The 21,599-nt window shown below is 64.1% G+C and carries 23 protein-coding genes; 20 read left to right on the plus strand and 3 right to left on the minus strand.

Features of this window, described 5'->3' with window-relative positions:
- Positions 1-36: 36 nt before the first annotated feature.
- A complete protein-coding gene (cadR, locus tag ACSQ17_RS06485; protein WP_436068053.1) occupies positions 37-489 on the minus strand; it encodes a Cd(II)/Pb(II)-responsive transcriptional regulator in 453 nt (150 codons plus the stop codon).
- A 72-nt stretch (positions 490-561) separates the two neighbouring features.
- On the opposite strand from cadR, the gene ACSQ17_RS06490 reads away from it, so the two are divergent.
- The 10 genes from ACSQ17_RS06490 (at position 562) to ACSQ17_RS06535 (ending at position 12,592) form a co-directional block, all read left to right on the plus strand.
- A complete protein-coding gene (locus ACSQ17_RS06490; RefSeq protein ID WP_436068054.1) occupies positions 562-2,739 on the plus strand; it encodes a heavy metal translocating P-type ATPase in 2,178 nt (725 codons plus the stop codon).
- Between the two features lie 11 nt (positions 2,740-2,750).
- A complete protein-coding gene (locus tag ACSQ17_RS06495; RefSeq protein WP_436068055.1) occupies positions 2,751-3,128 on the plus strand; it encodes a DUF3703 domain-containing protein in 378 nt (125 codons plus the stop codon).
- 173 nt (positions 3,129-3,301) lie between these two features.
- A complete protein-coding gene (locus ACSQ17_RS06500) occupies positions 3,302-4,930 on the plus strand; it encodes a methyl-accepting chemotaxis protein (RefSeq protein WP_436068056.1) in 1,629 nt (542 codons plus the stop codon).
- Positions 4,931-4,932: 2 nt separating this feature from the next.
- Positions 4,933-5,448 carry a chemotaxis protein CheW gene (locus tag ACSQ17_RS06505; protein WP_233685947.1) on the plus strand — a complete coding sequence of 172 codons (516 nt, stop codon included), beginning with the start codon at positions 4,933-4,935 and terminating at the stop codon, positions 5,446-5,448.
- Positions 5,445-6,698 carry a CheR family methyltransferase gene (locus ACSQ17_RS06510; RefSeq protein ID WP_392540098.1) on the plus strand — a complete coding sequence of 418 codons (1,254 nt, stop codon included), beginning with the start codon at positions 5,445-5,447 and terminating at the stop codon, positions 6,696-6,698. The genes ACSQ17_RS06505 and ACSQ17_RS06510 overlap by 4 nt, the downstream gene beginning before the upstream one ends.
- Positions 6,698-7,375, plus strand: a complete 678-nt coding sequence (locus ACSQ17_RS06515) for a chemotaxis protein CheW (RefSeq protein ID WP_436070439.1) — start codon at positions 6,698-6,700, stop codon at positions 7,373-7,375. Before ACSQ17_RS06510 ends, ACSQ17_RS06515 begins: the two co-directional genes overlap by 1 nt.
- A complete protein-coding gene (locus ACSQ17_RS06520) occupies positions 7,372-9,633 on the plus strand; it encodes a hybrid sensor histidine kinase/response regulator (RefSeq protein WP_436068057.1) in 2,262 nt (753 codons plus the stop codon). Before ACSQ17_RS06515 ends, ACSQ17_RS06520 begins: the two co-directional genes overlap by 4 nt.
- Positions 9,630-10,634, plus strand: a complete 1,005-nt coding sequence (locus tag ACSQ17_RS06525) for a chemotaxis response regulator protein-glutamate methylesterase (protein WP_436068058.1) — start codon at positions 9,630-9,632, stop codon at positions 10,632-10,634. The genes ACSQ17_RS06520 and ACSQ17_RS06525 overlap by 4 nt, the downstream gene beginning before the upstream one ends.
- A 57-nt stretch (positions 10,635-10,691) precedes the next feature.
- Entirely contained in the window at positions 10,692-11,714 is a 1,023-nt protein-coding gene (locus tag ACSQ17_RS06530; RefSeq protein ID WP_233685951.1) for a diguanylate cyclase, read from the plus strand.
- A gap of 107 nt (positions 11,715-11,821) precedes the next feature.
- Positions 11,822-12,592, plus strand: coding sequence for a sulfite exporter TauE/SafE family protein (locus ACSQ17_RS06535; protein WP_436068059.1), 771 nt, complete (start codon positions 11,822-11,824; stop codon positions 12,590-12,592).
- Positions 12,593-12,595: 3 nt separating this feature from the next.
- Here the strand turns inward: ACSQ17_RS06535 and ACSQ17_RS06540 are convergent, their stop codons facing one another.
- Positions 12,596-13,588, minus strand: coding sequence for an AraC family transcriptional regulator (locus ACSQ17_RS06540; protein WP_436068060.1), 993 nt, complete (start codon positions 13,586-13,588; stop codon positions 12,596-12,598).
- Positions 13,589-13,761: 173 nt separating this feature from the next.
- On the opposite strand from ACSQ17_RS06540, the gene ACSQ17_RS06545 reads away from it, so the two are divergent.
- The 7 genes from ACSQ17_RS06545 (at position 13,762) to ACSQ17_RS06575 (ending at position 18,372) form a co-directional block, all read left to right on the plus strand.
- Complete coding sequence (locus tag ACSQ17_RS06545) at positions 13,762-14,616, plus strand: MaoC/PaaZ C-terminal domain-containing protein (RefSeq protein ID WP_436068061.1); 855 nt, start codon at positions 13,762-13,764, stop codon at positions 14,614-14,616.
- Between the two features lie 112 nt (positions 14,617-14,728).
- Entirely contained in the window at positions 14,729-15,493 is a 765-nt protein-coding gene (locus ACSQ17_RS06550) for a hypothetical protein (protein ID WP_436068062.1), read from the plus strand.
- A gap of 76 nt (positions 15,494-15,569) precedes the next feature.
- Positions 15,570-15,890, plus strand: a complete 321-nt coding sequence (locus tag ACSQ17_RS06555; RefSeq protein ID WP_436068063.1) for a nucleotide pyrophosphohydrolase — start codon at positions 15,570-15,572, stop codon at positions 15,888-15,890.
- Positions 15,883-16,632 (plus strand): methyltransferase, encoded by a 750-nt coding sequence (locus tag ACSQ17_RS06560; protein WP_436068064.1) that lies wholly within the window; start codon positions 15,883-15,885, stop codon positions 16,630-16,632. The genes ACSQ17_RS06555 and ACSQ17_RS06560 overlap by 8 nt, the downstream gene beginning before the upstream one ends.
- A 29-nt stretch (positions 16,633-16,661) precedes the next feature.
- A complete protein-coding gene (locus ACSQ17_RS06565; RefSeq protein ID WP_436068065.1) occupies positions 16,662-17,255 on the plus strand; it encodes a DUF4136 domain-containing protein in 594 nt (197 codons plus the stop codon).
- 24 nt (positions 17,256-17,279) lie between these two features.
- A complete protein-coding gene (locus tag ACSQ17_RS06570; protein ID WP_436068066.1) occupies positions 17,280-17,843 on the plus strand; it encodes a DUF4136 domain-containing protein in 564 nt (187 codons plus the stop codon).
- A 40-nt stretch (positions 17,844-17,883) separates the two neighbouring features.
- Positions 17,884-18,372, plus strand: coding sequence for an N-acetyltransferase family protein (locus ACSQ17_RS06575; protein ID WP_436068067.1), 489 nt, complete (start codon positions 17,884-17,886; stop codon positions 18,370-18,372).
- Between the two features lie 6 nt (positions 18,373-18,378).
- Here the strand turns inward: ACSQ17_RS06575 and ACSQ17_RS06580 are convergent, their stop codons facing one another.
- On the minus strand, positions 18,379-19,278 hold the full coding sequence (locus ACSQ17_RS06580; protein WP_436068068.1) for a LysR family transcriptional regulator: 900 nt from the start codon (positions 19,276-19,278) through the stop codon (positions 18,379-18,381).
- A gap of 99 nt (positions 19,279-19,377) precedes the next feature.
- Here ACSQ17_RS06580 and ACSQ17_RS06585 point away from each other — a divergent pair, with 99 nt between their 5' ends.
- From ACSQ17_RS06585 to ACSQ17_RS06595, 3 genes are all read left to right on the plus strand, one after another.
- A complete protein-coding gene (locus tag ACSQ17_RS06585) occupies positions 19,378-20,250 on the plus strand; it encodes an MBL fold metallo-hydrolase (protein ID WP_436068069.1) in 873 nt (290 codons plus the stop codon).
- Complete coding sequence (locus ACSQ17_RS06590; protein WP_436068070.1) at positions 20,241-20,939, plus strand: SDR family oxidoreductase; 699 nt, start codon at positions 20,241-20,243, stop codon at positions 20,937-20,939. The genes ACSQ17_RS06585 and ACSQ17_RS06590 overlap by 10 nt, the downstream gene beginning before the upstream one ends.
- Before the next feature lie 63 nt (positions 20,940-21,002).
- Positions 21,003-21,452: a DMT family transporter gene (locus ACSQ17_RS06595; protein WP_436068071.1), complete on the plus strand. Its 450-nt coding sequence runs from the start codon at positions 21,003-21,005 to the stop codon at positions 21,450-21,452.
- Positions 21,453-21,599: the final 147 nt, after the last annotated feature.

The following is a 21,599-nucleotide window of genomic DNA, read 5'->3' on the forward strand; positions in this document are numbered from 1 at the left end:
CCGGCTCGCCGCCTGTAATGCAGGCGGCACGCAGACTCAATGCCGATGGCTTTTGCCGACATGGGAATCGCCATCATCCGGCAGCGCGCTGACACCACCACTGGTGTTCAGCCGCTGCAGGATGCCGCAGGCCTCCACACCCTGCTCCGAGGCGCAGCGGTGACGCAGGTCAATCAGTTGCTGTTGCAGCGCCAGCAGACTGGTAACCCGCGCCTGCACATGGCGGATATGTTCATCCACCAGGCTGTTGACGCCCTCACAGTTCTCCTCCGGCCGATCCATCAGTGCCAGCAAACGGCGGATTTCATCCAGGGTCATGTCCAGCGTGCGGCAATTGCGGATAAAGGTCAGCCGCTCCAGGTGCTCGCTGCTGTAAAGACGGTAATTGCCCTCCGTGCGCGCAGGAGCCGGCAGCAGCCCTTCGCGCTCGTAGTAGCGAACCGTCTCGACCGGGCAATCGGCCAGTTTGGCCAGCACTCCAATTTTCATCGAAACCTCGTCTTGACCCTGTAGTGGCTTCAGGGTGTTAACTCTACTCCATCGAGTACCGAGGATACCCTTATGACAGATTGCTGCGGCCACAATCACTCGCCGAAAGCGGACGCAATAGACACCGTACCAGCCCGCGAAGGCGTGTTGGAGGGTGCTCAGTTCAGCCAGTTTCGTATCGAGCAGATGGACTGCCCGACCGAGCAGACGCTAATCGAAGAGCGGCTGGGCAAGCTTGCAGGCATCGAGCGTCTCGAGTTCAACCTGATCAACCGAATTCTAGGGGTCTGGCACCGCCTGCCGTCCACCACGCCGATTGAGGCCGCCATCAGCGCGCTCGGCATGCAGGCCGAGCCGCTGACCGGCGAAGCGAAACCCGCCCAGGAACCCCGCAAGAAAGCCTGGTGGCCGTTGGCGCTGTCCGGGGTCGCGGCGCTAAGCGCCGAAGTCCTGCACTTTGCCACGCTGGCACCGGAGTGGATGGTCGCCGCCGTGGCGTTGCTGGCCATTCTGTTATGCGGCCTGAGCACCTACAAGAAGGGCTGGATCGCCCTGAAGAACCGCAACCTGAACATCAATGCACTGATGAGCATCGCCGTAACCGGTGCAGTGTTGATTGGTCAATGGCCGGAAGCGGCCATGGTCATGTTCCTGTTTGCCGTGGCCGAGCTGATCGAGGCGAAGTCACTGGATCGGGCACGCAATGCCATTCGCAGCCTGATGGACCTGACTCCGGAGCGCGCCACGGTGCAGCAAGCCGACGGTAGCTGGCTGGACGTAGAGATAAAAAGCGTTGCAGTCGGAGCCCTGGTCAGGGTGCGCCCTGGTGAACGCATCGGCCTGGATGGCGAGGTGGTCAGCGGCCACTCGACGATCAACCAGGCCCCGATCACCGGCGAAAGCCTGCCCGTGGAAAAGACCATTGGCGATCAGGTCTTTGCCGGCACCATCAACGAAGCCGGCTCGCTGGAATACCGCGTACTGGCGGCCTCGGCCAACACCACGCTGGCGCGTATCATCCATGCTGTCGAACAGGCGCAAGGCTCCCGTGCGCCGACCCAGCGCTTTGTTGATCAGTTCTCCAAGGTCTACACCCCACTGGTGTTCCTCTTCGCCCTGGCGGTCGCCATAGTGCCGCCGCTGTTTATGGGCGAGCCCTGGTATGACTGGATCTACCGCGCCCTGGTGTTGCTGGTAGTGGCCTGCCCCTGCGCCCTGGTGATCTCGACCCCGGTGACCATCGTCAGCGGCCTGGCTGCGGCCGCGCGCAAAGGCATTCTGGTCAAGGGCGGGGTTTACCTGGAAAGCGCCGCCAAGCTGGGTTTCCTGGCGCTCGACAAGACCGGCACCATCACCCACGGCAAACCCGTACAGACCGACTATCTGCCCCTGCTGGAGCAGGATGCCGAACGCTATCGCGGCCACGCCGCAAGCCTAGCCAGTCGCTCCGACCACCCGGTGTCCCAAGCAATTGCCAGGCTGGCGCTCGAACAGAACCTGCCAACCAGCACGGTCGAAAGCTTCGCCGCACTGCCAGGCCGTGGCGTACAAGGCAGCATCGACGGCACCTCGTTCTATCTGGGCAACCACCGCCTGATGGAAGAACTGGGCCTGTGCTCGGCCGAACTGGAAGCCACCCTCGAAGGCCTCGAACGCCAGGGCAAAAGCGTGGTGGTGCTGTGCGACAGCAACCAGGCGCTGGCCCTGTTTGCCGTGGCCGACACGGTCAAGGAGTCCAGCCGCGAGGCCATTCAGCAGTTGCATGCGCTGGGGGTGAAAACCAGCATGCTCACCGGCGACAACGCACATACGGCAGCGGCAATCGCCACGCAGGTGGGCATCGACGAAGCGCGCGGCAACCTGCTGCCGGCGGACAAGCTGCAAGCCATCGAAGCCTTGCAGGCGCGCGGTTTTGTCGTCGGCATGGTCGGCGACGGGATCAACGATGCGCCGGCGCTGGCCAAAGCACAGATCGGTTTCGCCATGGCGGCGGCCGGCACCGACACGGCCATCGAAACCGCCGACGTGGCGCTGATGGACGATGACCTGCGCAAGATCCCGGCCTTTATCCAGTTGTCGCAGCAGACCGCCGCCATTCTGAAGCAGAACATCATCCTGGCATTGGGGGTCAAGGCGCTGTTTCTCGCCATCAGCCTGAGCGGCCAGGCCACCCTGTGGATGGCGGTGTTTGCCGACATGGGCGTCAGCCTGCTGGTGGTGTTCAACGGCCTGCGCCTGCTGAAGAAATAGGAGCAAAAAACATGCACACACCCTCGCAACAGGCGATTACCGAGGCCTTCCAGCACGCCGAACAGGCCAGGCAAGCAGGCCACAGTGGCGCCGCTTTCGTCTGGCTGGAACGCGCACATATCCTCAGCCAACGCCAGCCTCTGCTGCATGCCAAAAGCCATTGGCTGATGCTCACGCTCGGCTGGCAGCAGCGCGATTACCGCGAAGTGGCCGGCCAACTGCCGCGGACTGTCGCGGCCCTGCTGTTCTCGCGCATCTGGGTGCCCGTTGGCAACACCGGACGAGCGCGGGTCAGCGCCTTCCGGCCGATGCCCGTGGCAGAGGAGTTGCGCACGCTGCTGCGCCACGAGAAACGCGCCTCTCTGCACCGCAACGAAGGGGGCCTTTAGCGCCGCCGCGGCGGTGCGCTGGCGAGTTACGCGCTATAACTGGTTGGCTGGCCGCTGGCTGACCAGTAGCATGGCCGCACCAGCGCGAGCATCGCAGCCACACCCTTGCGGGTGGCCGCTCGCCCATCACCACGCACGACTAACAGCCTCAACAGCAGCTGAAGGATCACGGGATGAAGTTAACCGTACGCAACCGCATCATTGCCAGTTTCACCGTCCTTATCGCCATTCTGCTGCTGCTCGCCGGAGCCTCCTACCTGCGTATGTCGGCCATCAAGGATGCAACGGAAAGCATGCTGACCGACTCGGTACCCGGCGCCTACTATGTCAGCGAGATTCAGGAAGCCTGGGCTCAGCACATGCTCGACACCCGGCGCATGCTCCTGCGCCTGGTCGATGAAGAGCCGCAGGCCGTGCTTGATCACTACCAAGAGCAGTTCAAACTCAACGAAACGGCGCTCAAAGACCTGCAAACACGCTATCAGAGCGCTGTCGCAACCGAGCGCGAACATGCGCTCGCAGCGGCGTTCAAGCGGCAACACAAGCAATACCTGAAAATGCATGAGCAGCTGCTCAATACCGTGCGTGAAACGCCGGGAGCCCAGGCACGCGCCTTCAGTGCCGGGCAGGTTTTCCCGGAATGGGAAAAAGGCCAGCAGACACTGAGCGACCTGACAGAGCTGAACAAATCACTCTCCGACAGCGCCTCTACGGAAATCCGCAACGCCGTGCGCACGCTGGAAATCGGCCTGCTGCTGGCCATCCTGCTGACCATTGCCGCCGCGGCCACCAGTGGCTGGCTGCTGCTGCAATCGATCACCCGGCCGGTCAACAGCATCGTCAGCACGCTCAAGCAACTCGAAAGCGGCGACCTTTCGGTGCGCCTGGACATGCAGCGTCAGGATGAATTCCACGCCATCGAAACCGGCTTCAACAGCATGGTTGGCGAGCTCAAGACCCTGGTCGGCCATGCCCAGCGCTCGGCTGTGCAGATGACCACCTCGGTCACCGAAATCGCTGCCACCTCGCGCCAGCAGCAGGCCACCGCCACCGAAACGGCCGCCACCACCACCGAAATAGGCGCCACCTCGCGCGAGATTGCCGCCACCTCCCGCGATCTGGTACGCACCATGGGCGAGGTGTCCGACAACGCCGAACAGACCTCGGTACTCGCCGGCACCGGGCAACTGGGGCTGACCCGCATGGAAGAGATCATGCGCCACGTCATGGGCGCTGCCGACGTGGTCAACGGCAAGCTGTCGATCCTCAACGAGAAGGCCGGCAACATCAATCACGTGGTCACCACCATCGTCAAAGTGGCGGACCAGACCAACCTGCTCTCCCTCAACGCAGCCATCGAGGCGGAGAAAGCCGGCGAGTACGGCAAAGGCTTTGCCGTGGTCGCCGTCGAGGTACGTCGCCTGGCCGACCAGACCGCCGTAGCCACCTACGACATCGAGCAGATGGTGCGCGAAATCCAGTCGGCGGTATCGGCCGGGGTCATGGGCATGGACAAATTCTCCGAAGAGGTGCGCCGCGGCATTGGCGAAATGGCGCAGATGGGCGACCAGCTGGCGCAGATCATTCAGCAGGTGCAGGCCCTTGCACCGCGTATCCAGATGGTCAACGAAGGCATGCAGGCACAATCGACCGGTGCCGAACAGATCAACCAGGCCCTGGTGCAACTGAGCGAAGCCAGCAGCCAGACCGTCGACTCCCTGCGCCAGGCAGGCGCGGCGATTGACGAGTTGAACCAGGTGGCCAACAACCTGCGGGTTGGCGTAAGCAGCTTCAAGGTCTGACCATGCACAAGGCCGTGACTGCCAACGCCCGCGAGGGTGAACTGCACCTGCTGTTCCACCTCGGCGAGGATCGCTACGCCATCAGCGCTCGCGAAGTGGCTGAGGTGCTACCGTTGCGCCAGCTCAAGCAGGTTCCGGAAACCCCGGCGTGGGTGGCTGGAATCTTCCAGCACCGCGGGCGGATGATTCCCGTGCTCGACCTCAACCAGCGCGTACTCAACCGCGCTGCGCGAATACGCAGCAGCACGCGCCTGGTGCTGGTGTACTTCGACGGCCAACGCGGCGAGCAGGCCAATATCCTCGGACTGATTCTGGAGCAGGCCACCGACACCCAACGCCTGCCGGCCAACGCCTTTGTGGCCAGCGGTCTGGAGGCCGGACAAGCGGACTATCTCGGCCCGACACAGGCAGACGCACGCGGCCTGATCCAGCGTATCGAAGTAGCCGGGCTGCTCGATGAGACGCTGCGTAGCCTGCTGTTCAAGGCCACGCCAGCGGCTGAGGACGAGCACGCATGATCGAGCACATCGAGCGCCTGCTGAAGTCGCGTATCGGCCTTGATGCCGAGTCAGTCGGCCGCAGCGTGATCGAGCGTGCCGTGCGTCAGCGCATGCAGGCCCAGCACAAGAGCACCCTGGAGGACTACTGGATCACCCTCAACGGCTCGCCCAAGGAACAACAGGCGCTGGTTGAAGCCGTGGTGGTGCCGGAAACCTGGTTCTTCCGCTACCCCGAATCCTTCAAGGCCCTCGCCACCCTGGCCCTGGAGCGCTGTACGCAGCTCAACACCACGCGGCCGCTGCGCATCATCAGCCTGCCCTGCTCCAGCGGCGAAGAACCTTACTCGATCGCCATGACCCTGCTCGATGCCGGTCTCGCCCCCGAGCAGTTCCAGATTGAAGCCCTGGATGTCAGCGACAAGGTGCTGGCCCTGGCCAGCCGTGGCATCTACGGCCGCAACTCGTTTCGCGGTGAGGCGCTGGCGTTTCGCGAGCGCTTCTTTCGTCCGCAGGATGACAGCTTCGTGCTCGATGAGCGGGTCAAAAGCCGCGTACAACTGCGCTGTGGCAACCTGCTCGACGGCAACCTGTTCAGCACCACGCCGGCCTACGATTTCATCTTCTGCCGCAACCTGCTGATCTACTTCGACCGGGCCACTCAGGTGCGCGTGCTGGATCTGCTCAAACGTCAGCTGCAACCAGAAGGCGTGCTGTTTATCGGCCCGGCCGAGGCCAGCCTGGCCACTCAAAATGGGATGCAGGCGCTGGGCCGGCAACAGACCTTTGCCTTCCGCTTTGCCGCCAGTGACGCCGCCCGCCCGCTCAACCTGAAGCCACCCAGCCGCCCACTGCCACCCATGCCGCGCCAGCCGGCACCAGCACCAGCACCAGCACCAGCACCACGGCTACGCAGCGCGCCGATTGTTGCCGCACCCGCTGCCGCCCCTGTAGCACAACCAACCCGCTCACTCTGGGACAGCGTTGCCGAGCTGGCCAACACCGGGCACTGTGAGCAGGCGCGCAGCCTCTGCGAACAGCACCTGCTGACTGAAGGCCCCAGCGCTCAGGCTTTCTATTGGCTGGGGCTGCTTAGCGATGTGCAACAGCACAGTGACCAAGCCTGTGGCTACTACCGCAAGGCCATCTATCTTGATCCGCAGCACCGCGAAGCACTGACCCACCTGGCCGCCCACCTGGAAAACCAGGGCGACCAGAGCGGAGCCCAACGCCTGTACCGGCGCGCCCAGGAGGGAGGTAAATCAACGTGATGGACACGGACCCGCTACTGCCGCAACAGGCCCCGATCGACGATTGCTGGAACCGCATCGGCGTATTCGGCGACCAGAGCTGCGCGCGCCTGGACGCCCATATCCACTGCCGCAACTGCGAGGTTTACAGTGCTGCCGCGATCGCCCTGCTCGACCGTTACGGCACCCGACTGGAACAGGACAGCAGCACCTATGGCCAGGTCGAGGCCAGCGCCGAGCAGGGCGAGCAGCGCTCGCTGCTGATCTTTCGCCTGGGCGAAGAGTGGCTGGCGCTCGCCATCCGACGCATGGCCGAAGTGATGCCGCTTTCGCCGATTCACACCCTGCCACACCAGAAAGCCGGCAGCCTGCTGGGCGTCACCAACGTGCGCGGCACCCTGGTCGCCTGCCTCGACCTGGGCAGTGTACTGGGCCTGGAGCACAGCGACAGCAAAGCGGAAAAACGCAGCATCCCGCGCATGCTGATTCTTGAAACCGGCGCCGGGCCATTGGTCAGCCCGGTGGATGAAGTCGGCGGTATTCAGCGCATTCCCCTGGCGCTGATCGGAGCCTCAGTGCAAGAAGACAAGCGCACCATCAGCCGCTTCAGCGCCGGTGTACTGCAGTGGGGTGGCAGGAGCATCACCCTGCTTGACGATGAACAGCTGCTCGCCGCCATGAGCAGGAGCCTGACATGACCCCGGACCAGATGCGCGATGCCTCGCTGCTTGAGCTGTTCCGCATGGAAGCGGAGGCGCAGAAGCAGGTGCTGGATACCGGCCTGCTGATCTTGGAGCGCGACCCGCTCAACGCCGGGCAGCTGGAAGCCTGCATGCGCGCGGCGCACTCGCTCAAGGGTGCTTCGCGGATTGTTGGCCTGGACAGCGGCGTGCAGGTGGCCCACGCCATGGAAGACCTGCTGGTGGCCGCCCAGGAGGGCCTGCTGCGCCTACTGCCGGATCATATTGATGCCCTGTTGCAAGGCTCCGACCTGCTGCTGCGCATCGGCCAGGCACAGTCCGATAGCGAACTTGAAACCCAGGTCAAACAGCTCACCTCACGCCTGCAGACACTGCTCGGGGCCGCAGTACCGGCCCTGCGAGAGCCACCCATTCCCCAGCAAACACAGCCCCAGACACAAACGCCGGAACCGGCGTCCGGCGCCCAGCCCGCGCCCCCTGTGCCGCCCGCAGAACCGACAAGCGAAGAGCACAGCCGGGTGCTGCGCGTATCCGCCGAACGCTTCGATCACCTGATCGACCTGTCGGGCAAATCGCTGGTGGAATTCCAGCGCATGAAACCGCTGAGCGACTCGCTGCACCGCCTCAAGCGCCAACAGGCCGCCGCGCGACGCACCTACGAAAGCCTGCGCGAACAGCTGCTCGGCCTGCCGATCAGTCCCGCCATAGAAACCCTGCTCAACGACGGACGCCACCTGCTGATGGAGTGCCAGCAGCAGCTGCAAAGTCATCAGGAACTGTTCGATGATTTCGTCTGGCATGGCGGCCAGCGTACCCAGCAACTCTATGACCTGGCCCTGGCCTCGCGCATGCGGCCGTTTGCCGACGTGCTGACCGGCCAGGCGCGCATGCTGCGCGACCTGGGACGTTCGCTGGGCAAGCAGGTGCACCTGGAAGTCGAAGGCGAACACACCCAGGTCGACCGCGATATTCTCGAACGCCTGGAAGCACCGCTGACCCACCTGCTGCGCAACGCCGTCGACCACGGCATCGAGCCGCCGGCGCTGCGGCTGCGCAAAGGCAAGCCCGAAGAAGGCACGGTACAACTCAAAGCCCGTCATCACGCCAACATGCTGATCCTCGAAGTCAGCGATGACGGCGGCGGCGTTGACCTGGAGCGGGTTCGCCAGGCCATCATCGAGCGCCGCTTCACCTCCGCCGAACAGGTGGCGCAGATGAGCGAGGAAGAGCTGCTGACCTTCCTCTTCCTGCCTGGTTTCAGCATGAGCCAGCAGGTCACCGAAGTGTCCGGACGGGGCGTCGGCCTGGACGTGGTGCAGCACGAAATCCGCCGCATGCGCGGCAACGTGCGCCTGCAACAGCGTCAGGGCGAAGGCAGCCTGTTCCACATCGAACTGCCACTGACCCTGTCAGTGGTCCGCGCGCTGGTGGTGAGCATCGGCGGCGAGGCGTATGCCTTCCCCCTGGCGCAGATCGAACGCATGCTGCGCCTGCAACGTGAGGCGATTGTGCACCTCGAAGGGCGCCAGCACTTCTGGCTCGAAAACGAGCACATCGGCCTGCTCTCCGCCGCCCAGTTGCTGCAACGCGCCGAGCAGAAGAGCGAAGAAACCGACATCCCGATTGTGATGATCCGTGACCGCGAGCGCTGTCACGGCCTGGCGGTCGAACGTTTTATTGGTGAGTACACCCTGGTGCTGATGCCGCTGGACCCGCGCCTGGGCAAGATCCGCGATGTGGCAGCCGGGGCCCTGTTGCACGACGGCACACCGGTGCTGATTCTGGATGTCGATGACCTGCTCAATTCAGTGGCCAAGCTGCTCGGCGGCGGCCATCTGGAGCGGGTCGACCACAGCGGCAGCATTCGCCAGGCGGCCAGCAAGCGCGTGCTGGTGGTGGATGACTCGCTCACTGTGCGCGAGCTGGAACGCAAGCTGCTGCTCAGTCGCGGCTATCAGGTCGAGGTGGCCGTCGATGGCATGGACGGTTGGAACGCCCTGCGCGCAGGCAGCTTCGACCTGCTGATCACCGATATCGACATGCCGCGCATGGACGGCATCGAGCTGGTCACCCTGGTGCGCCAGGACCCTCGCCTGCGCGCCCTGCCGGTGATGGTGGTGTCCTACAAGGACCGCGAAGAAGACCGCCGCAAAGGCCTGGAGGCCGGGGCGGACTACTACCTGGCCAAGGCCAGCTTCCATGACGAAGCACTGCTGGATGCAGTACAGACCCTGATTGGAGAGGCACGCGAATGAGGATTGCAATCGCCAACGACATGCCGCTGGCCGTAGAAAGCCTGCGCCGAGCGCTGGCTGCCGAGCCGCAATATGAGTTGATCTGGGTCGCCAGCAATGGCGAAGAAGCGGTGCGCCGCTGCCGCGAGGATCACCCCGACCTGCTGCTGATGGACATGCTGATGCCTGGTATGAACGGTGTCGAAGCCACCCGACGGATCATGCACGACACCCCCTGCGCGATCCTGATTGTCACTGCCGATGTCGAGCGCAACATGACCCAGGTGTTCGACGCCATGGGTGCCGGCGCGCTGGACGTAGTGGCCGTGCCGTCACTCGGGCCGCAACAGTTACTCGATGGCGCGGCGATCCGCCGCAAGATCCACAACATCGCCTGGATGATCGGCCACAAGGCTTCACGCAGCATCACCCCGGCCCCGACCAAAACCAGCGATCCGCGCGGCAAGCGCCTGGTGGCCATTGGCGCATCGGCCGGCGGCCCGGCGTCCCTGGTCGAGTTGCTGCAACAGATCCCCGCAGATTTCCCCGCCAGCATCGTCCTGGTGCAACACGTCGACGAGGTGTTTGCCGCCGGCATGGCGCAGTGGCTGGCCAGCGAATCGCACATGCCTGTGCGTCTGGCTCAGGAAGGCGAGCTGCTGCAACCGGGCGAAGTGCTGCTGGCCGGCACCAACAACCACCTGTACCTGACCGCCGAAGGGCGGCTGGTCTACCGCCGCGAACCGGCCGATCAGGTTTACCGTCCGTCTATCGATGTATTCTTCAACAGCGTGGCCAGCCACTGGCGCGGCGACGCCATCGGCGTGCTGCTGACCGGAATGGGCCGCGACGGCGCACGCGGGCTCAAGCAGATGCGTGAGCGCGGTTTTCACACCATCGCCCAGGATCAGGCCAGCAGCGCGGTCTATGGTATGCCTAAGGCCGCGGCAGCCCTGGATGCTGCCGTGGAGATTCTGCCGCTGGACAAGATTGCCCCGCGCCTGATCCAGCGCTTGAGTTGATGCACCCACCGCTAGCACTTTGCCGGCACCAGATGAAGTAAATGATGGAGTACTGCCATGCCACGGCCTAATGAGCATCCCCCGCTTCCTCAAGGGCTACCTGATAACTCGATGATGGTGCTGCTGGTCGATGACCAGGCCATGATCGGCGAGGCCGTGCGCCGGGCACTCAGCGAGGAAAGCGACATCGACTTTCATTTCTGCTCGGACCCGCACCAGGCCCTGAATGTGGCTCAACAGATCAAGCCCACGGTGATCCTGCAGGACCTGATCATGCCCGGTATCGATGGCCTCGACCTGCTCGGCCAGTACCGCAGCGCCCCGGGGCTGCGCGATGTGCCGGTCATCGTGCTGTCGACCAAGGAAGACCCCAAGATCAAGAGCGCCGCCTTCACCGCCGGGGCCAACGACTACCTGGTGAAATTGCCGGATGTGATCGAACTGCTGGCGCGTATCCGCTACCACTCGCGCTCCTACCTCACCCTGCAACAGCGTGATGAGGCCTACCGTGCCCTGCGCGAAAGTCAGCAGCAACTGCTCGACACCAACCTGGTTCTGCAACGGCTGATCAAATCCGACGGCCTCACCGGCCTGGCTAACCGCCGCTACCTGGACGAGTACATCGAAGTCGAGTGGCACCGTGCCCAGCGCGACAACAGTGAACTGTCACTGCTGATGATCGATGTCGATTACTTCAAAGCGTTTAACGACCGGTATGGGCATGTCGCCGGCGATGACGTATTGCGCCAGGTGGGCGAGGCGCTGCGCGCCAGCTGCAACCGCGCCGCCGATCTTGCCGCCCGCTATGGTGGCGAGGAATTTGCTGTGGTCATGCCGGGCACCGCCTCTGGTGGCGCGCGCCTGCAAGCCGAAAAAGTCCGGCGCGCCATTGAGGCGCTGGGCATCCCCCATGAACTGCCCAAGCCCGGTTCGCCGATCAGCGTGAGTATCGGCATCGCCACCCTCAGGCCGAGTGAGGGCAACGACCCCATGAGCCTGATCATCAAGGCTGACGAGGGCCTTTACCTGGCCAAGCACAGTGGTCGCAACCAGGTGGCGATGGCCTCGGACAACAGCTGAGCCCCCACGACAGATAGCGCACTGCCGCGAAACGGGACCTTGGTCGTACTTGGCCAGTCCGTGCGCGCGGCCTTACCTTGCCTCTCCAGCCAAACGAATAAAGTCCCATGTCAGTGCCTGATCTTCTGCTTCTGCTTGCCGCCGGTTTTGCTGCCGGCGGGATGAATGCCCTCGCCGGTGGCGGCACCTTCTTCTCCTTCCCGGCGTTACTCGCGGCGGGTCTGCCGCCGGTGACCGCCAATGCCACCAATGCCGTGGCGCTGTGGCCGGCCAGCCTGGCGGGAGCCTGGGCGGCGCGGGATTCGCTGCGACCGCTGGGGCGTTATCTGCTGCCGTTGCTGGCCGCCGGGCTGGCCGGCGGTTTGCTCGGTGGGCTGTTGCTGCTGGTTGGTGGCGATGCGGTGTTTGCCACACTGATTCCCTGGCTACTGCTGGCGGCCACCGCGCTGTTTGCCGCCAGCCCCTGGCTCAGTCGCTGGCTGGCCGCGCGCCGCGCCGAAGCCGCACAACCGCCCCACAGCCCGTTGTCGCTGGGTGCGCATATTGGTGTGTCGATCTATGGTGGCTACTTCGGTGCCGGCATGGGCATCCTGCAACTGGCGGCATTCTCCATCGAAGGCCACCCGCTGGCCCGCGCCAATGCCCTGAAAAACCTGATTTCGGCGGTGATCTACAGCGTCGCCACCGCGACTTTTATCATCGCCGGGCGGGTCAGCTGGTATGAGCTGGTGATTCTGCTGGTGGGCGCCACCGTAGGCGGCTATGTCGGCGGTGCGCTGGGCCAGCGTCTGCCGGCCACGTTCCTGCGCCTGCTGGTGATCAGCGTGGGCAGCGGTATGACGCTGTATTACTTCTGGGCGACCTATTTCGCCCAGTAACACTCAATTTTTACCGCGTTTGCGAAACTCCACCGGGGTTTCGCCGACCCAACGCTTGAAGGCGCGGTAGAAGGTGCTCGGCTCGGAGAAGCCAGTGCGTTCGACAATCACCTCAATGCGCTCGTCGGTGTTGAGCAGCAGGTCCTTGGCCAGGCGACAGCGGTAGTCAGTCACCAGGTCATTGAAGCGCACGCCGGCCATGGCCAGTCGCTCGCGCAGCCGTCGCGCTGGCATGTTCAAGCGTGCCGCCACCTGCTCCAGGGTGGCACCGCTGTCCACCAGCAACTCGCCAATCAACTCACGCACCTTGCGCACCAGATCCAGCCGCTCGACCTCGGCCAGCTGCCTACGCGCCAATGACTCGTGCATGCGCAGCAGCTCTGGCGCGGCATGCCGCGAGGTCTTGTCCAGCACTGCGGCATTGAACACCAGGGCGTAACGCTCGCCACTCAGTTGCGCCGGACAGCCGTAGACCTGCTGGTAACGCTCGGTCGGCGCGCCGTCGGCATGCATGAATTGCACTTCATAGGGGGTGAAATCGCCTTCGGTCAGCGCATCGAACAAGCGGATTACCGCGCCGGCGAGCATTTCAGGGAAATGCCGTGGCGTGCCGGGAATCAACCCGAGCACCAGCACCGCGCGCTCACCGTGCACCTCAAGATTGGCATTCAGGGTGTCGGAAAGCAGGCGTACATAGCGCAGGGCATGGCGCAGGCCTTCGCCGAAGGTTTCGCTGGAAAGAAACAGGTATTCCAGCAGCAGGCCGTGAAACGCCGGCAGGTGCTGAGCCAGGTAGAGGCCGACATGCTCTTCGCCGCATTCGTCGATGGCGGCCTTCCAGAACAGCGCCTGGGCGGCATGCGGAAAGCGCCCGGCAGGCAGACCACCCGGCGGCAGGCCAACCCGCGCCAGCACTCGATCAGGGTCGGTACCGCTGGCACGCAAGGCATCGATCACTGGACGCATTAGCGCCACGTCGTCAGTCAGGTCACGCATTTTTCAGGAATTCTTATTGTTCGCGAGGCGCGGCCATCTTAGGCAGCTTTAGGCTCTGCGCTCAAGGCGTGAATGCGGGCAATTGACTGGCCCGCCACATAACCAGGCAGCACGGCCAATGCAGGTACAAGCGCACCATCTAAGCTGCTGCCACCATTCTGAGGAGTGACCCCATGGCCATCGACTGGCTCGATCTACCCGCCCCGCCTGCCTTACCCGCCCTGTTTCAGCGTGCCGCTCTGCGCCGCCGCGTGACCGGCCGCAGCCTGCCCGAGCTGGGCGTGCGTTGCCAGGTCACGGTCGACCCAAAACACCTGGCGCGCTACCGGCAGATTTGCGGCGTTGCCGATGATCACCTGCTGCCCGCTGCCTATCCGCACATCCTGGCCTTTGCCCTGCAGATGCAGTTGCTCACCGACAAGCGTTTCCCCTTCCCGCTGCTTGGCCTGGTGCACCTGGAAAACCACATTCGCGTGCTACGCCCACTCGGCGGCCTCGGGCCGTTTACCGTCAGCGTGCAGGTGCAGGACCTGCAACCCCATGACAAGGGCGTGACCTTTAGCCTGATCACCCAACTGCACGACCAGCTCGGCCTGCTCTGGGAAGGCGACAGCCGCATCCTCTGCCGCGCCCTGCGCCTGGACGGCAAGCCAGCCGAACGCGCAGCCGAAACCGTGCTGACGCAAACCACCCTGGCGCACTGGCGCGCCCCTGCCGATATCGGCCGTCGCTATGCGCGCATCGCCGGCGACTACAACCCAATTCATATGTTTGCCGCCACGGCCAAGCTGTTCGGCTTCCCCCGCGCCATCGCCCATGGCCTGTGGAACAAGGGCCGCGCCCTGGCCGAACTGGGCCCGCGCCTGCCTGCTGCCGGCTATGCCGTGAGCGTGCGCTTCCAGAAGCCGGTGCTGCTGCCGGCAGAAGTGCGCCTACTGACCAGCGAGCCCGGCAGCCATGGCCAGTTCAGCCTGCTCGGTCAGGATGAACTGATCCATATGAGCGGCAGTTGGCAGCCGCTGGACTAGACGCGCGGCAAGGCTTGGCGTTTTTCCGGGGGCGGATTATCGTGTGCCTTCCTGCGCCTGCGCGGTCATGGTTGACCCGTCCGGCAACTCCAATGGATCAGAGAGCCTCAGCATGAAAAACACCGCCGTACTTGCCACGTCCTTCGTCCTCGCTTGCACTGCGTTGCAGGCCCATGCCCTGGACGCGTCCGGGCAGCGCTATGTCAATCAGCTGGTACAGGGCGGTCCGGTATCGATTCGCGAAGCCGCGCAGAGCATCTATCACAGCGGTTACCGGGACCAGGAAACCCTCGACGTGGCCGCCGAAGTGCTGCTGCAGAAGTACCGCAGCGCCACCGACAACACCACCTCCGACGCCCTGGCCTGGGTCTGCAAGGCCCTGGCCAGCTCGGGCAACGGCCGCTACAAGCCAGTGCTGGCCGAAGTGGTGGCCAACTCCAATAACCGCAAGCTCGACCGCCACTGCGAAAAGGCCGGCAACAGTCTCAGCGCCGGCGGCGCGCCCTACACTGCCGGCAGCGTCAACCTGGACGCCTACCGCGCCGGCCAGGGCCAGCCTGCCGCCAGCAGCACACAGGCGCTTGCGCCCGCTGCCGCACCGGCAGCCGTGGCCCAGGGCAGCGGCTCGTTCAGCGATGTGCGCACCGGCATGAGCATGGATGAAGTCAATGCACTGCTCGGCGCGCCGACCGCTACCTTCTCGCACCAGACCGGCAAGGCCTGGATCCCGTTCAACTTCAAAGGCAAGGACGTCGCCCGCGTGGTGTCGTTGTACAAAGGCAAGGGCCGCATCACCTTCTCCCAGGAAAGCGTCTATGCCAACGTCTGGCGCGTGCTGGAAGTAACTAACAACCCCAACGAAAGCGGCTACCCATAACCTGCGGCATCGGTTTGCCGGCTTGAAGACCGGCCGGCAAACCCCGAAGCTATGCTCCTCTTTGCTGGAGCGCCTGATGAACCTCGCCGAACTGACCACCCGCATGCACGCCATTCGTGACCACAACGATTGGCGGCCCTTCCACAGCCCGAAGAACCTGGCCATGGCGGCCAGCGTGGAAATGGCAGAGCTGGTGGAAATCTTCCAGTGGCTGACCGAAGCACAATCCCGCGAACTGCCTGCTGAACAACTGGCCCACGCGGGTCAGGAAATCGGCGATATCGTCCTCTATCTGATACTGCTGTGCGGCGAACTGGGCCTGGATATGGAACAGGTGGTGCGCGCCAAGCTGGCCGACAACGAACGGCGCTTTCTCGGGAGCACAGCCCATGAGTGATCGGCACTTCGACGAGCTGGCCACGCGCTTTGCCGAGAAGATCTATGGCGGCGCCAAGGGCGCGATTCGCCTTGCCGTGCTTCAGGCCGACCTGGCCGAAGCCCTGCCCGAACGCCCATTGCGGGTGCTGGATATTGGCGCAGGCCTTGGCCATATGTCGCTATGGCTGGCCGATCGCGGCCACCAGGTAACCCTGACCGAACCCGCCGAACCCATGCTCAATGGCGCCCGCGAGCGCTTTGCCGCCGCCGGCCAGCAGGCCACGTTTATCCAGGCGCCCTGGCAGGGCCTGCTCGGCCAGCTCAATCAACCCTATGACCTGGTGATCTGCCACGCGGTGCTGGAATGGCTGGCAGAGCCGCACAGCATCCTGCCGGTGCTGCACCAGCTATGCGCGCCCGGAGGCTGGCTGTCGCTGGCGTTCTACAACAAGGACGCGCTGATCTATCGCAACCTGCTCAAGGGCCACTTCCGCAAACTGCGCAAGGCCGAGTTCGCCGGGGAAAAGCAGAGCCTGACGCCGCAAATGCCGCTTGATCCGCGCGAGCTGGCGGCGCAACTTGAGGGCACTTGGCAGGTCGAAAGCCAGAGTGGCGTGCGGGTGTTTCACGACTATATGCCACAGCCCTTCCAGGCCAAGGCCGAGCTGCTCGACCTGCTGGAAATGGAGCTGGCCTACCGCCGCCATCCCAGCTTTGCCGGGCTGGGCCGTTATCTACACTGGATCTGCCGGCCACGCTGATTGACCTCTCACAGGAGGCTGAACATTCAATGAAACGACTGGGCGCATTACTGCTACTGGCCACCCTCGCGGCCTGTCAGAGCCAGAACCCCTATATTGCTGACAGCAAGCCTATGCCGCCGGCCCCCGCTCACTCGCCCCAACAACTGGACCGCAGTGCCTACCCCGCCACGCCACGCGACTATGCGCGCTACCGCACCTGGAGCTGGCAGCAGTTACCGGCTGGCAGCGCCTGGGCCAGTTCCGAGCAGGTGCAGGAAGCCCTGAGCAATGCCCTCGACCAGCGCGGCCTGCGCCCGCATCGCGTCGGCAAAACCAGCGACCTCAAGGTCAGCGCTGAGCTGCGTCTGGAGCAGCGCCTGCGCCAGGTCACGGAACAGTACGGCAGCCATTACGGCCATAGTCGCTATGGCGATAACTACGGCATGTGGGGCAGCGCGCCGCTGGTGCGCAGCTATACCGAAGACGTCATGGTGGTGCGCATTGAACTGTTTGATGGCCAAAGCGGTCAGCCGGTGTGGAACGGTCATGCCGAAACGCGCAACAGCGGCAGCCAGGGTGAACGCGCCGCCGCACTGCGCAACGCCGTACAACAAGCCCTGGCGGCGTACCCGCCAAGCTGATTGCCGAACCCGAGGAGAGCACCCATGCGTGCATCGCTGCTGTTACTGCCCCTGCTATTGATCCTCAGTGCCTGCCAGAACACGCAGCTGCAGCGCGACTTCGACCTTAACCGGGATTTTGCCGCCTACCGCAGCTGGAGCTGGCAGGAACCGGCGGTGCAATACAAACCCGATGACCCGCGCCTGAAAAGCGACCTGACAGACCAGCGCATCCGCACGGCGGTCAGCCAACAGCTCGACCAGCGTGGCCTGCGCCCGGCAGCCGCAAACACGCCAGGTGACCTCAAGGTGCAGGTGTGGATGATCGTCGACAACCGCCAGCAGCAGGTCAGCACCCAGCTCGGCGGCGCCTGGGGTGATCCCTGGAGTGGCGGTTTCTGGGGCGGCCCGAGTTACGTGGAAACCCGCACCCTGGACTATCAGGTCGGCACCCTGCAGATCGACCTGTTCGATAGTAAAGACGGCAAACTGGTCTGGCGCGGCAGCACCGAACAGGTGCTGCGCAACCCACAGCCCAGCCCGAGCGAGCGCGAAGCCGCGATTCGCCGCAGCGTGACGGAAGTGTTAAGCCAGTACCCGCCTCGATAAACCACCGCTACGCGCGCCCACTGACCGCCAAGGATGCTGCATGAGCCCAACCCCACGCCTCAGCCACCGCCCCGCTGCGGCGGCTGATCTGGCCGAGATTGTCGACTTTCCACAGAACGCCGATGAGCTGTTCTTCTGCTACCCCAAGGCCGACTGGCCGCTGAGTGTCGGTCAATTGGCCGCCGCCATTGCCGAACGCCGCGACAGCACCGTGGTGCTGTTCGATGGCCGAGTGGCCGGCTTTGCCAACCTCTACCAGTGGCACTACGACGAGCACTGCGCGCTGGGCAACCTGATGGTCGCCCCCTGGGCCCGCGGTCAAGGCGTGGCGCATTACCTGGTGGCAGTGATGGAGCAGTTGGCACGCGAGCACTACCACGCCAAACGCATGCTGGTGTCGTGCTTCAACGCCAACAGCGCCGGCCTGCTGCTCTACCCCAAGCTCGGCTATGCCCTCAGTGACGTGGTCGAGCGGCGCGACCCCAAGGGCCAGCGCGTCGCGCTGATCCAGTTCAGCAAACCCCTGTAGGCAGACTTACAGATCCCAGTCCGGCCGATCCGCCAATCGCTGGATCAGAAAATCCAGCAGTACCCGTAGCCCCGGCGGCATCTGCCGGCGCGTGCCGTACAGGGCGTGGATGCCCAGTTGCTGTGGCTCGTAGTCAGGCAGCAACTGCACCAGCGTCCCGGAGCGCAAATGCGCGCCGACCGAATAACGCGGCTGCAAACTGATGCCGATATCGGCCAGCATGGCCTCCAGCAGCACCATGGATTCATTCGCGCTGAGGTTGCCGCTGACCGCCACGGCGTGCGGCTCACCCGCGCGGGAAAACTCCCAGATGCTACGGCCGAAATAGGCGTAACTCAGGCAATTGTGCTGGGCCAACTCCTCGGGCCGCTGCGGCGTGCCATGCCTGGCCAGGTACGCGGGGGTGGCACACACCACCGAACGGCACACCGCCAGTTGGCGGGCGATCAGGTTGGGGTCGAGCTGATTGGTGATGCGCAGGGCCAGGTCGATACGCGCTTCCACCAGGTTGACCGCCTGACTGCCCACCAGCAGGTCAATGCTGACCTGCTGATACAGGCGGGTGAAGTCATCCAGCGCGTGCACCAACCAGGCTTGGGCCAGCGATTGGCTACAGGCAATACGCAGGGTGCCGCGCGGCGCGGCCTCGTCCGTACGGCTGACGCTCTGCATGGCCTCCGCCATGGCCAGCATTTCACGGCATTGGCCGAGCAACTGCTCGCCGGCACCGGTCAGGCTCAGCTTGCGCGTGGTGCGGTGCAGCAGGCGCGCGCCCACCCAGGTTTCCAGCTCGCCGAGGTAACGCGACACCATCGCCCGCGACATCTCCAGCGCATCGGCGGCGGCGGTCTGGCTGCCGCGCTCCACCACTTCGACAAAAACCCGCGTAGCCGTCAGTCGATCCATAATTAGCCCATTTAGCGCAACAAATATGCGTAAATTATGGGGCTTTTTGATCGATTTAAAGCAACTAATATGGACTCATTCACTCAACAGGAGCTCCCCATGTCGATCATCACTCACCTGCGCGCCCTGCTCGCCAGCGCCAGCCTGCTGACCCTGGCCACCACCGCCCTCGCCCAACCGCTGACCCTGGACGTCTACAACCCAGGCGACAAGGCCATCTTCCCGGTGACTTCAACGCTGATCAGCGGCGAACGCGAGGCCATTCTCGTCGATGCGCAGTTCTCCAACCGCGAAGCGCAGGAGCTGATCGAGCGCATCCAGGCCAGCGGCAAGACCCTGACCACCATCTTTATCAGCCACGGTGACCCGGATTTCTACTTCGGCCTGGGCACCCTGACCCGCGCCTTCCCCCAGGCCAAGGTCCTGGCCACGCCGCAGACCATCGCCTATATCGAGAAAAGTCGCGAGCCGAAGCTGGCCTACTGGGGCCCGATCCTCAAGGACAGCGCCCCAGCCCGTACCGTGGTGCCGCAAGCGCTGCAAGGCGACCACCTGAGCCTGGAAGGCCAGCGCATCGAGCTGATCGGCCATGATCCCAAGCACACCAGCCTGTGGATTCCGAGCATCAAGGCCGTGGTCGGCGGCGTGCTGACCTACGCCAACATCCATCCCTGGATTGCCGATGCACAAACCGCAAAGGCGCGTAAATCCTGGCTGAAATCCCTGGATGAGCTGCAAGCGCTGCAACCGAAAACCCTGGTACCGGGGCACTTTATGGGCCAACCGACGCTGAACCTGGATGACCTGCGCTTTACCCGCAACTACCTCAATGACCTGGAGGCAGCGCTGCCCAGGGCCCAGAACAGCCAGGCGCTGATCGAGACCATGAAAGCCAAGTACCCGCAGCTGCTTGATGCCAGCAGCCTGGAACTGAGCGCCAAGGTGCTCAAGGGTGAAATGCAGTGGCCGTAAGCCGCCATATCCTGATCACCGGCGCCTCACGCGGCATCGGCCTGGGTCTGACCCAGGCCTTTGTGCAGGCGGGCTGGCAGGTGCACGCCGTGATCCGCAACCTGGCGGGTAGCCACGAACTGCAAGCGCTGGCCACGCAACATGGCCAGCGCTTGCAGCTGATCGAATGCGACCTGGAGCAGCGTGAGGCAGGCCAGTTGATTGACCGCGCCCTCGGCGACCAACCGCTGACCTGCGCCCTGTTCAATGCCGGCGTCTATGGCCCCGCGCACCAGGACCCGCGCCAGGCCAATAGTGCGGAGATCGGCCAGCTATTCCTCGCCAATGCGGTCGCGCCGATCAGCCTGGCGCAACAGCTGGCTGGGCGCATCGAAACCGGCGGCGTGATGGCCTTTATCAGCTCGCAGATGGCCAGTTTGCAGCTCAACCGTGCCCTCGACATGCCGCTGTACGGTGCCAGTAAAGCCGCGCTGAACAGCCTGCTACTGAGCTGGAGCAGCCACTATGCCGAGCTGCCCTGGAGCCTGCTGGCTCTGCATCCGGGATGGGTACGCACGGCCATGGGCGGCGCCGATGCCCCCTTGAGCGTGGCGGACAGTGCCGCGGGTCTGTGTCAGGTGATCACCGCAGAGTTGGGCCGCCAACGCTGCATCTTCCTCGATTACCAGGGCCAGACCTTGCCCTGGTGAGGCTGACGGCGCGCGGTGCATTTGCGGCATAATCGCCCGCCCTGCCCGCCTGGAGATATGCCCATGCCTGCCCCGATCTGGTGGTTGATGGCCCTGCCTTTCGTTGCCGGCGCCTGCCTGCCGCTACAAGCCGGGATCAACGGTCAACTGGCCAAGCAGGTGTCCAGCGTGCTGGCCGCCGCACTGGTGTCCTTTGCCGTCGGCACTCTGGCGCTGCTGATTCTGGTGCTGGCGCAGCGCGAGTTCCCCAGCCTCGGTGCACTGAAAGGCCTGACTTGGTGGCACTGGAGCGGCGGCCTGCTGGGGGTGATGTTTATCGCCACCGCCGCCTTTGCCGGCCCGCGCGTCGGTGCTCTGCTGTTTATGGTGCTGGTGATCGCCGGGCAGCTGAGCATGGCCCTGACCCTGGATCACTTCGGCTGGGCCGGCTTTCGTGAAGCACCGATCACCGCAGGCAAAGTCGGCGGCCTGCTGCTGATCGTTGCCGGTATCTGGCTGATCCGCCGCAGCTAGCCACCCGGCGCCGCGCGCCGTAGGCGCAGACCTGCTGTGCTAGAGTGCGCGGCGTTTTTTTGTTTGACGATGACTCCAGCCCGGTACTTCGCTGGACTACGCCGAAGCTCGATACAGCAGGTTTATCAATAACTTAGGCGCGTCCAT

The sequence above is a fragment of the Pseudomonas sp. LjRoot71 genome (assembly GCF_964253255.1).
GTDB lineage: Bacteria > Pseudomonadota > Gammaproteobacteria > Pseudomonadales > Pseudomonadaceae > Aquipseudomonas.

What these genes read in the sequence shown, in the direction of transcription:
- ACSQ17_RS06575 (WP_436068067.1), top strand. Translation starts at nt 17,884, where the DNA reads ATGAGCCCAACCCCACGCCTCAGCCACCGCCCCGCTGCGGCGGCTGAT.
- ACSQ17_RS06530 (WP_233685951.1), top strand. Translation starts at nt 10,692, where the DNA reads ATGCCACGGCCTAATGAGCATCCCCCGCTTCCTCAAGGGCTACCTGAT.
- ACSQ17_RS06555 (WP_436068063.1), top strand. Translation starts at nt 15,570, where the DNA reads ATGAACCTCGCCGAACTGACCACCCGCATGCACGCCATTCGTGACCAC.
- ACSQ17_RS06525 (WP_436068058.1), top strand. Translation starts at nt 9,630, where the DNA reads ATGAGGATTGCAATCGCCAACGACATGCCGCTGGCCGTAGAAAGCCTG.
- ACSQ17_RS06545 (WP_436068061.1), top strand. Translation starts at nt 13,762, where the DNA reads ATGGCCATCGACTGGCTCGATCTACCCGCCCCGCCTGCCTTACCCGCC.
- ACSQ17_RS06505 (WP_233685947.1), top strand. Translation starts at nt 4,933, where the DNA reads ATGCACAAGGCCGTGACTGCCAACGCCCGCGAGGGTGAACTGCACCTG.
- ACSQ17_RS06535 (WP_436068059.1), top strand. Translation starts at nt 11,822, where the DNA reads ATGTCAGTGCCTGATCTTCTGCTTCTGCTTGCCGCCGGTTTTGCTGCC.
- ACSQ17_RS06570 (WP_436068066.1), top strand. Translation starts at nt 17,280, where the DNA reads ATGCGTGCATCGCTGCTGTTACTGCCCCTGCTATTGATCCTCAGTGCC.
- ACSQ17_RS06550 (WP_436068062.1), top strand. Translation starts at nt 14,729, where the DNA reads ATGAAAAACACCGCCGTACTTGCCACGTCCTTCGTCCTCGCTTGCACT.
- ACSQ17_RS06585 (WP_436068069.1), top strand. Translation starts at nt 19,378, where the DNA reads ATGTCGATCATCACTCACCTGCGCGCCCTGCTCGCCAGCGCCAGCCTG.
- ACSQ17_RS06565 (WP_436068065.1), top strand. Translation starts at nt 16,662, where the DNA reads ATGAAACGACTGGGCGCATTACTGCTACTGGCCACCCTCGCGGCCTGT.
- ACSQ17_RS06595 (WP_436068071.1), top strand. Translation starts at nt 21,003, where the DNA reads ATGCCTGCCCCGATCTGGTGGTTGATGGCCCTGCCTTTCGTTGCCGGC.
- ACSQ17_RS06500 (WP_436068056.1), top strand. Translation starts at nt 3,302, where the DNA reads ATGAAGTTAACCGTACGCAACCGCATCATTGCCAGTTTCACCGTCCTT.
- ACSQ17_RS06495 (WP_436068055.1), top strand. Translation starts at nt 2,751, where the DNA reads ATGCACACACCCTCGCAACAGGCGATTACCGAGGCCTTCCAGCACGCC.
- ACSQ17_RS06540 (WP_436068060.1), bottom strand. Translation starts at nt 13,588, where the DNA reads ATGCGTGACCTGACTGACGACGTGGCGCTAATGCGTCCAGTGATCGAT.
- cadR (WP_436068053.1), bottom strand. Translation starts at nt 489, where the DNA reads ATGAAAATTGGAGTGCTGGCCAAACTGGCCGATTGCCCGGTCGAGACG.
- ACSQ17_RS06520 (WP_436068057.1), top strand. Translation starts at nt 7,372, where the DNA reads ATGACCCCGGACCAGATGCGCGATGCCTCGCTGCTTGAGCTGTTCCGC.
- ACSQ17_RS06515 (WP_436070439.1), top strand. Translation starts at nt 6,698, where the DNA reads ATGGACACGGACCCGCTACTGCCGCAACAGGCCCCGATCGACGATTGC.
- ACSQ17_RS06510 (WP_392540098.1), top strand. Translation starts at nt 5,445, where the DNA reads ATGATCGAGCACATCGAGCGCCTGCTGAAGTCGCGTATCGGCCTTGAT.
- ACSQ17_RS06490 (WP_436068054.1), top strand. Translation starts at nt 562, where the DNA reads ATGACAGATTGCTGCGGCCACAATCACTCGCCGAAAGCGGACGCAATA.
- ACSQ17_RS06560 (WP_436068064.1), top strand. Translation starts at nt 15,883, where the DNA reads ATGAGTGATCGGCACTTCGACGAGCTGGCCACGCGCTTTGCCGAGAAG.
- ACSQ17_RS06580 (WP_436068068.1), bottom strand. Translation starts at nt 19,278, where the DNA reads ATGGATCGACTGACGGCTACGCGGGTTTTTGTCGAAGTGGTGGAGCGC.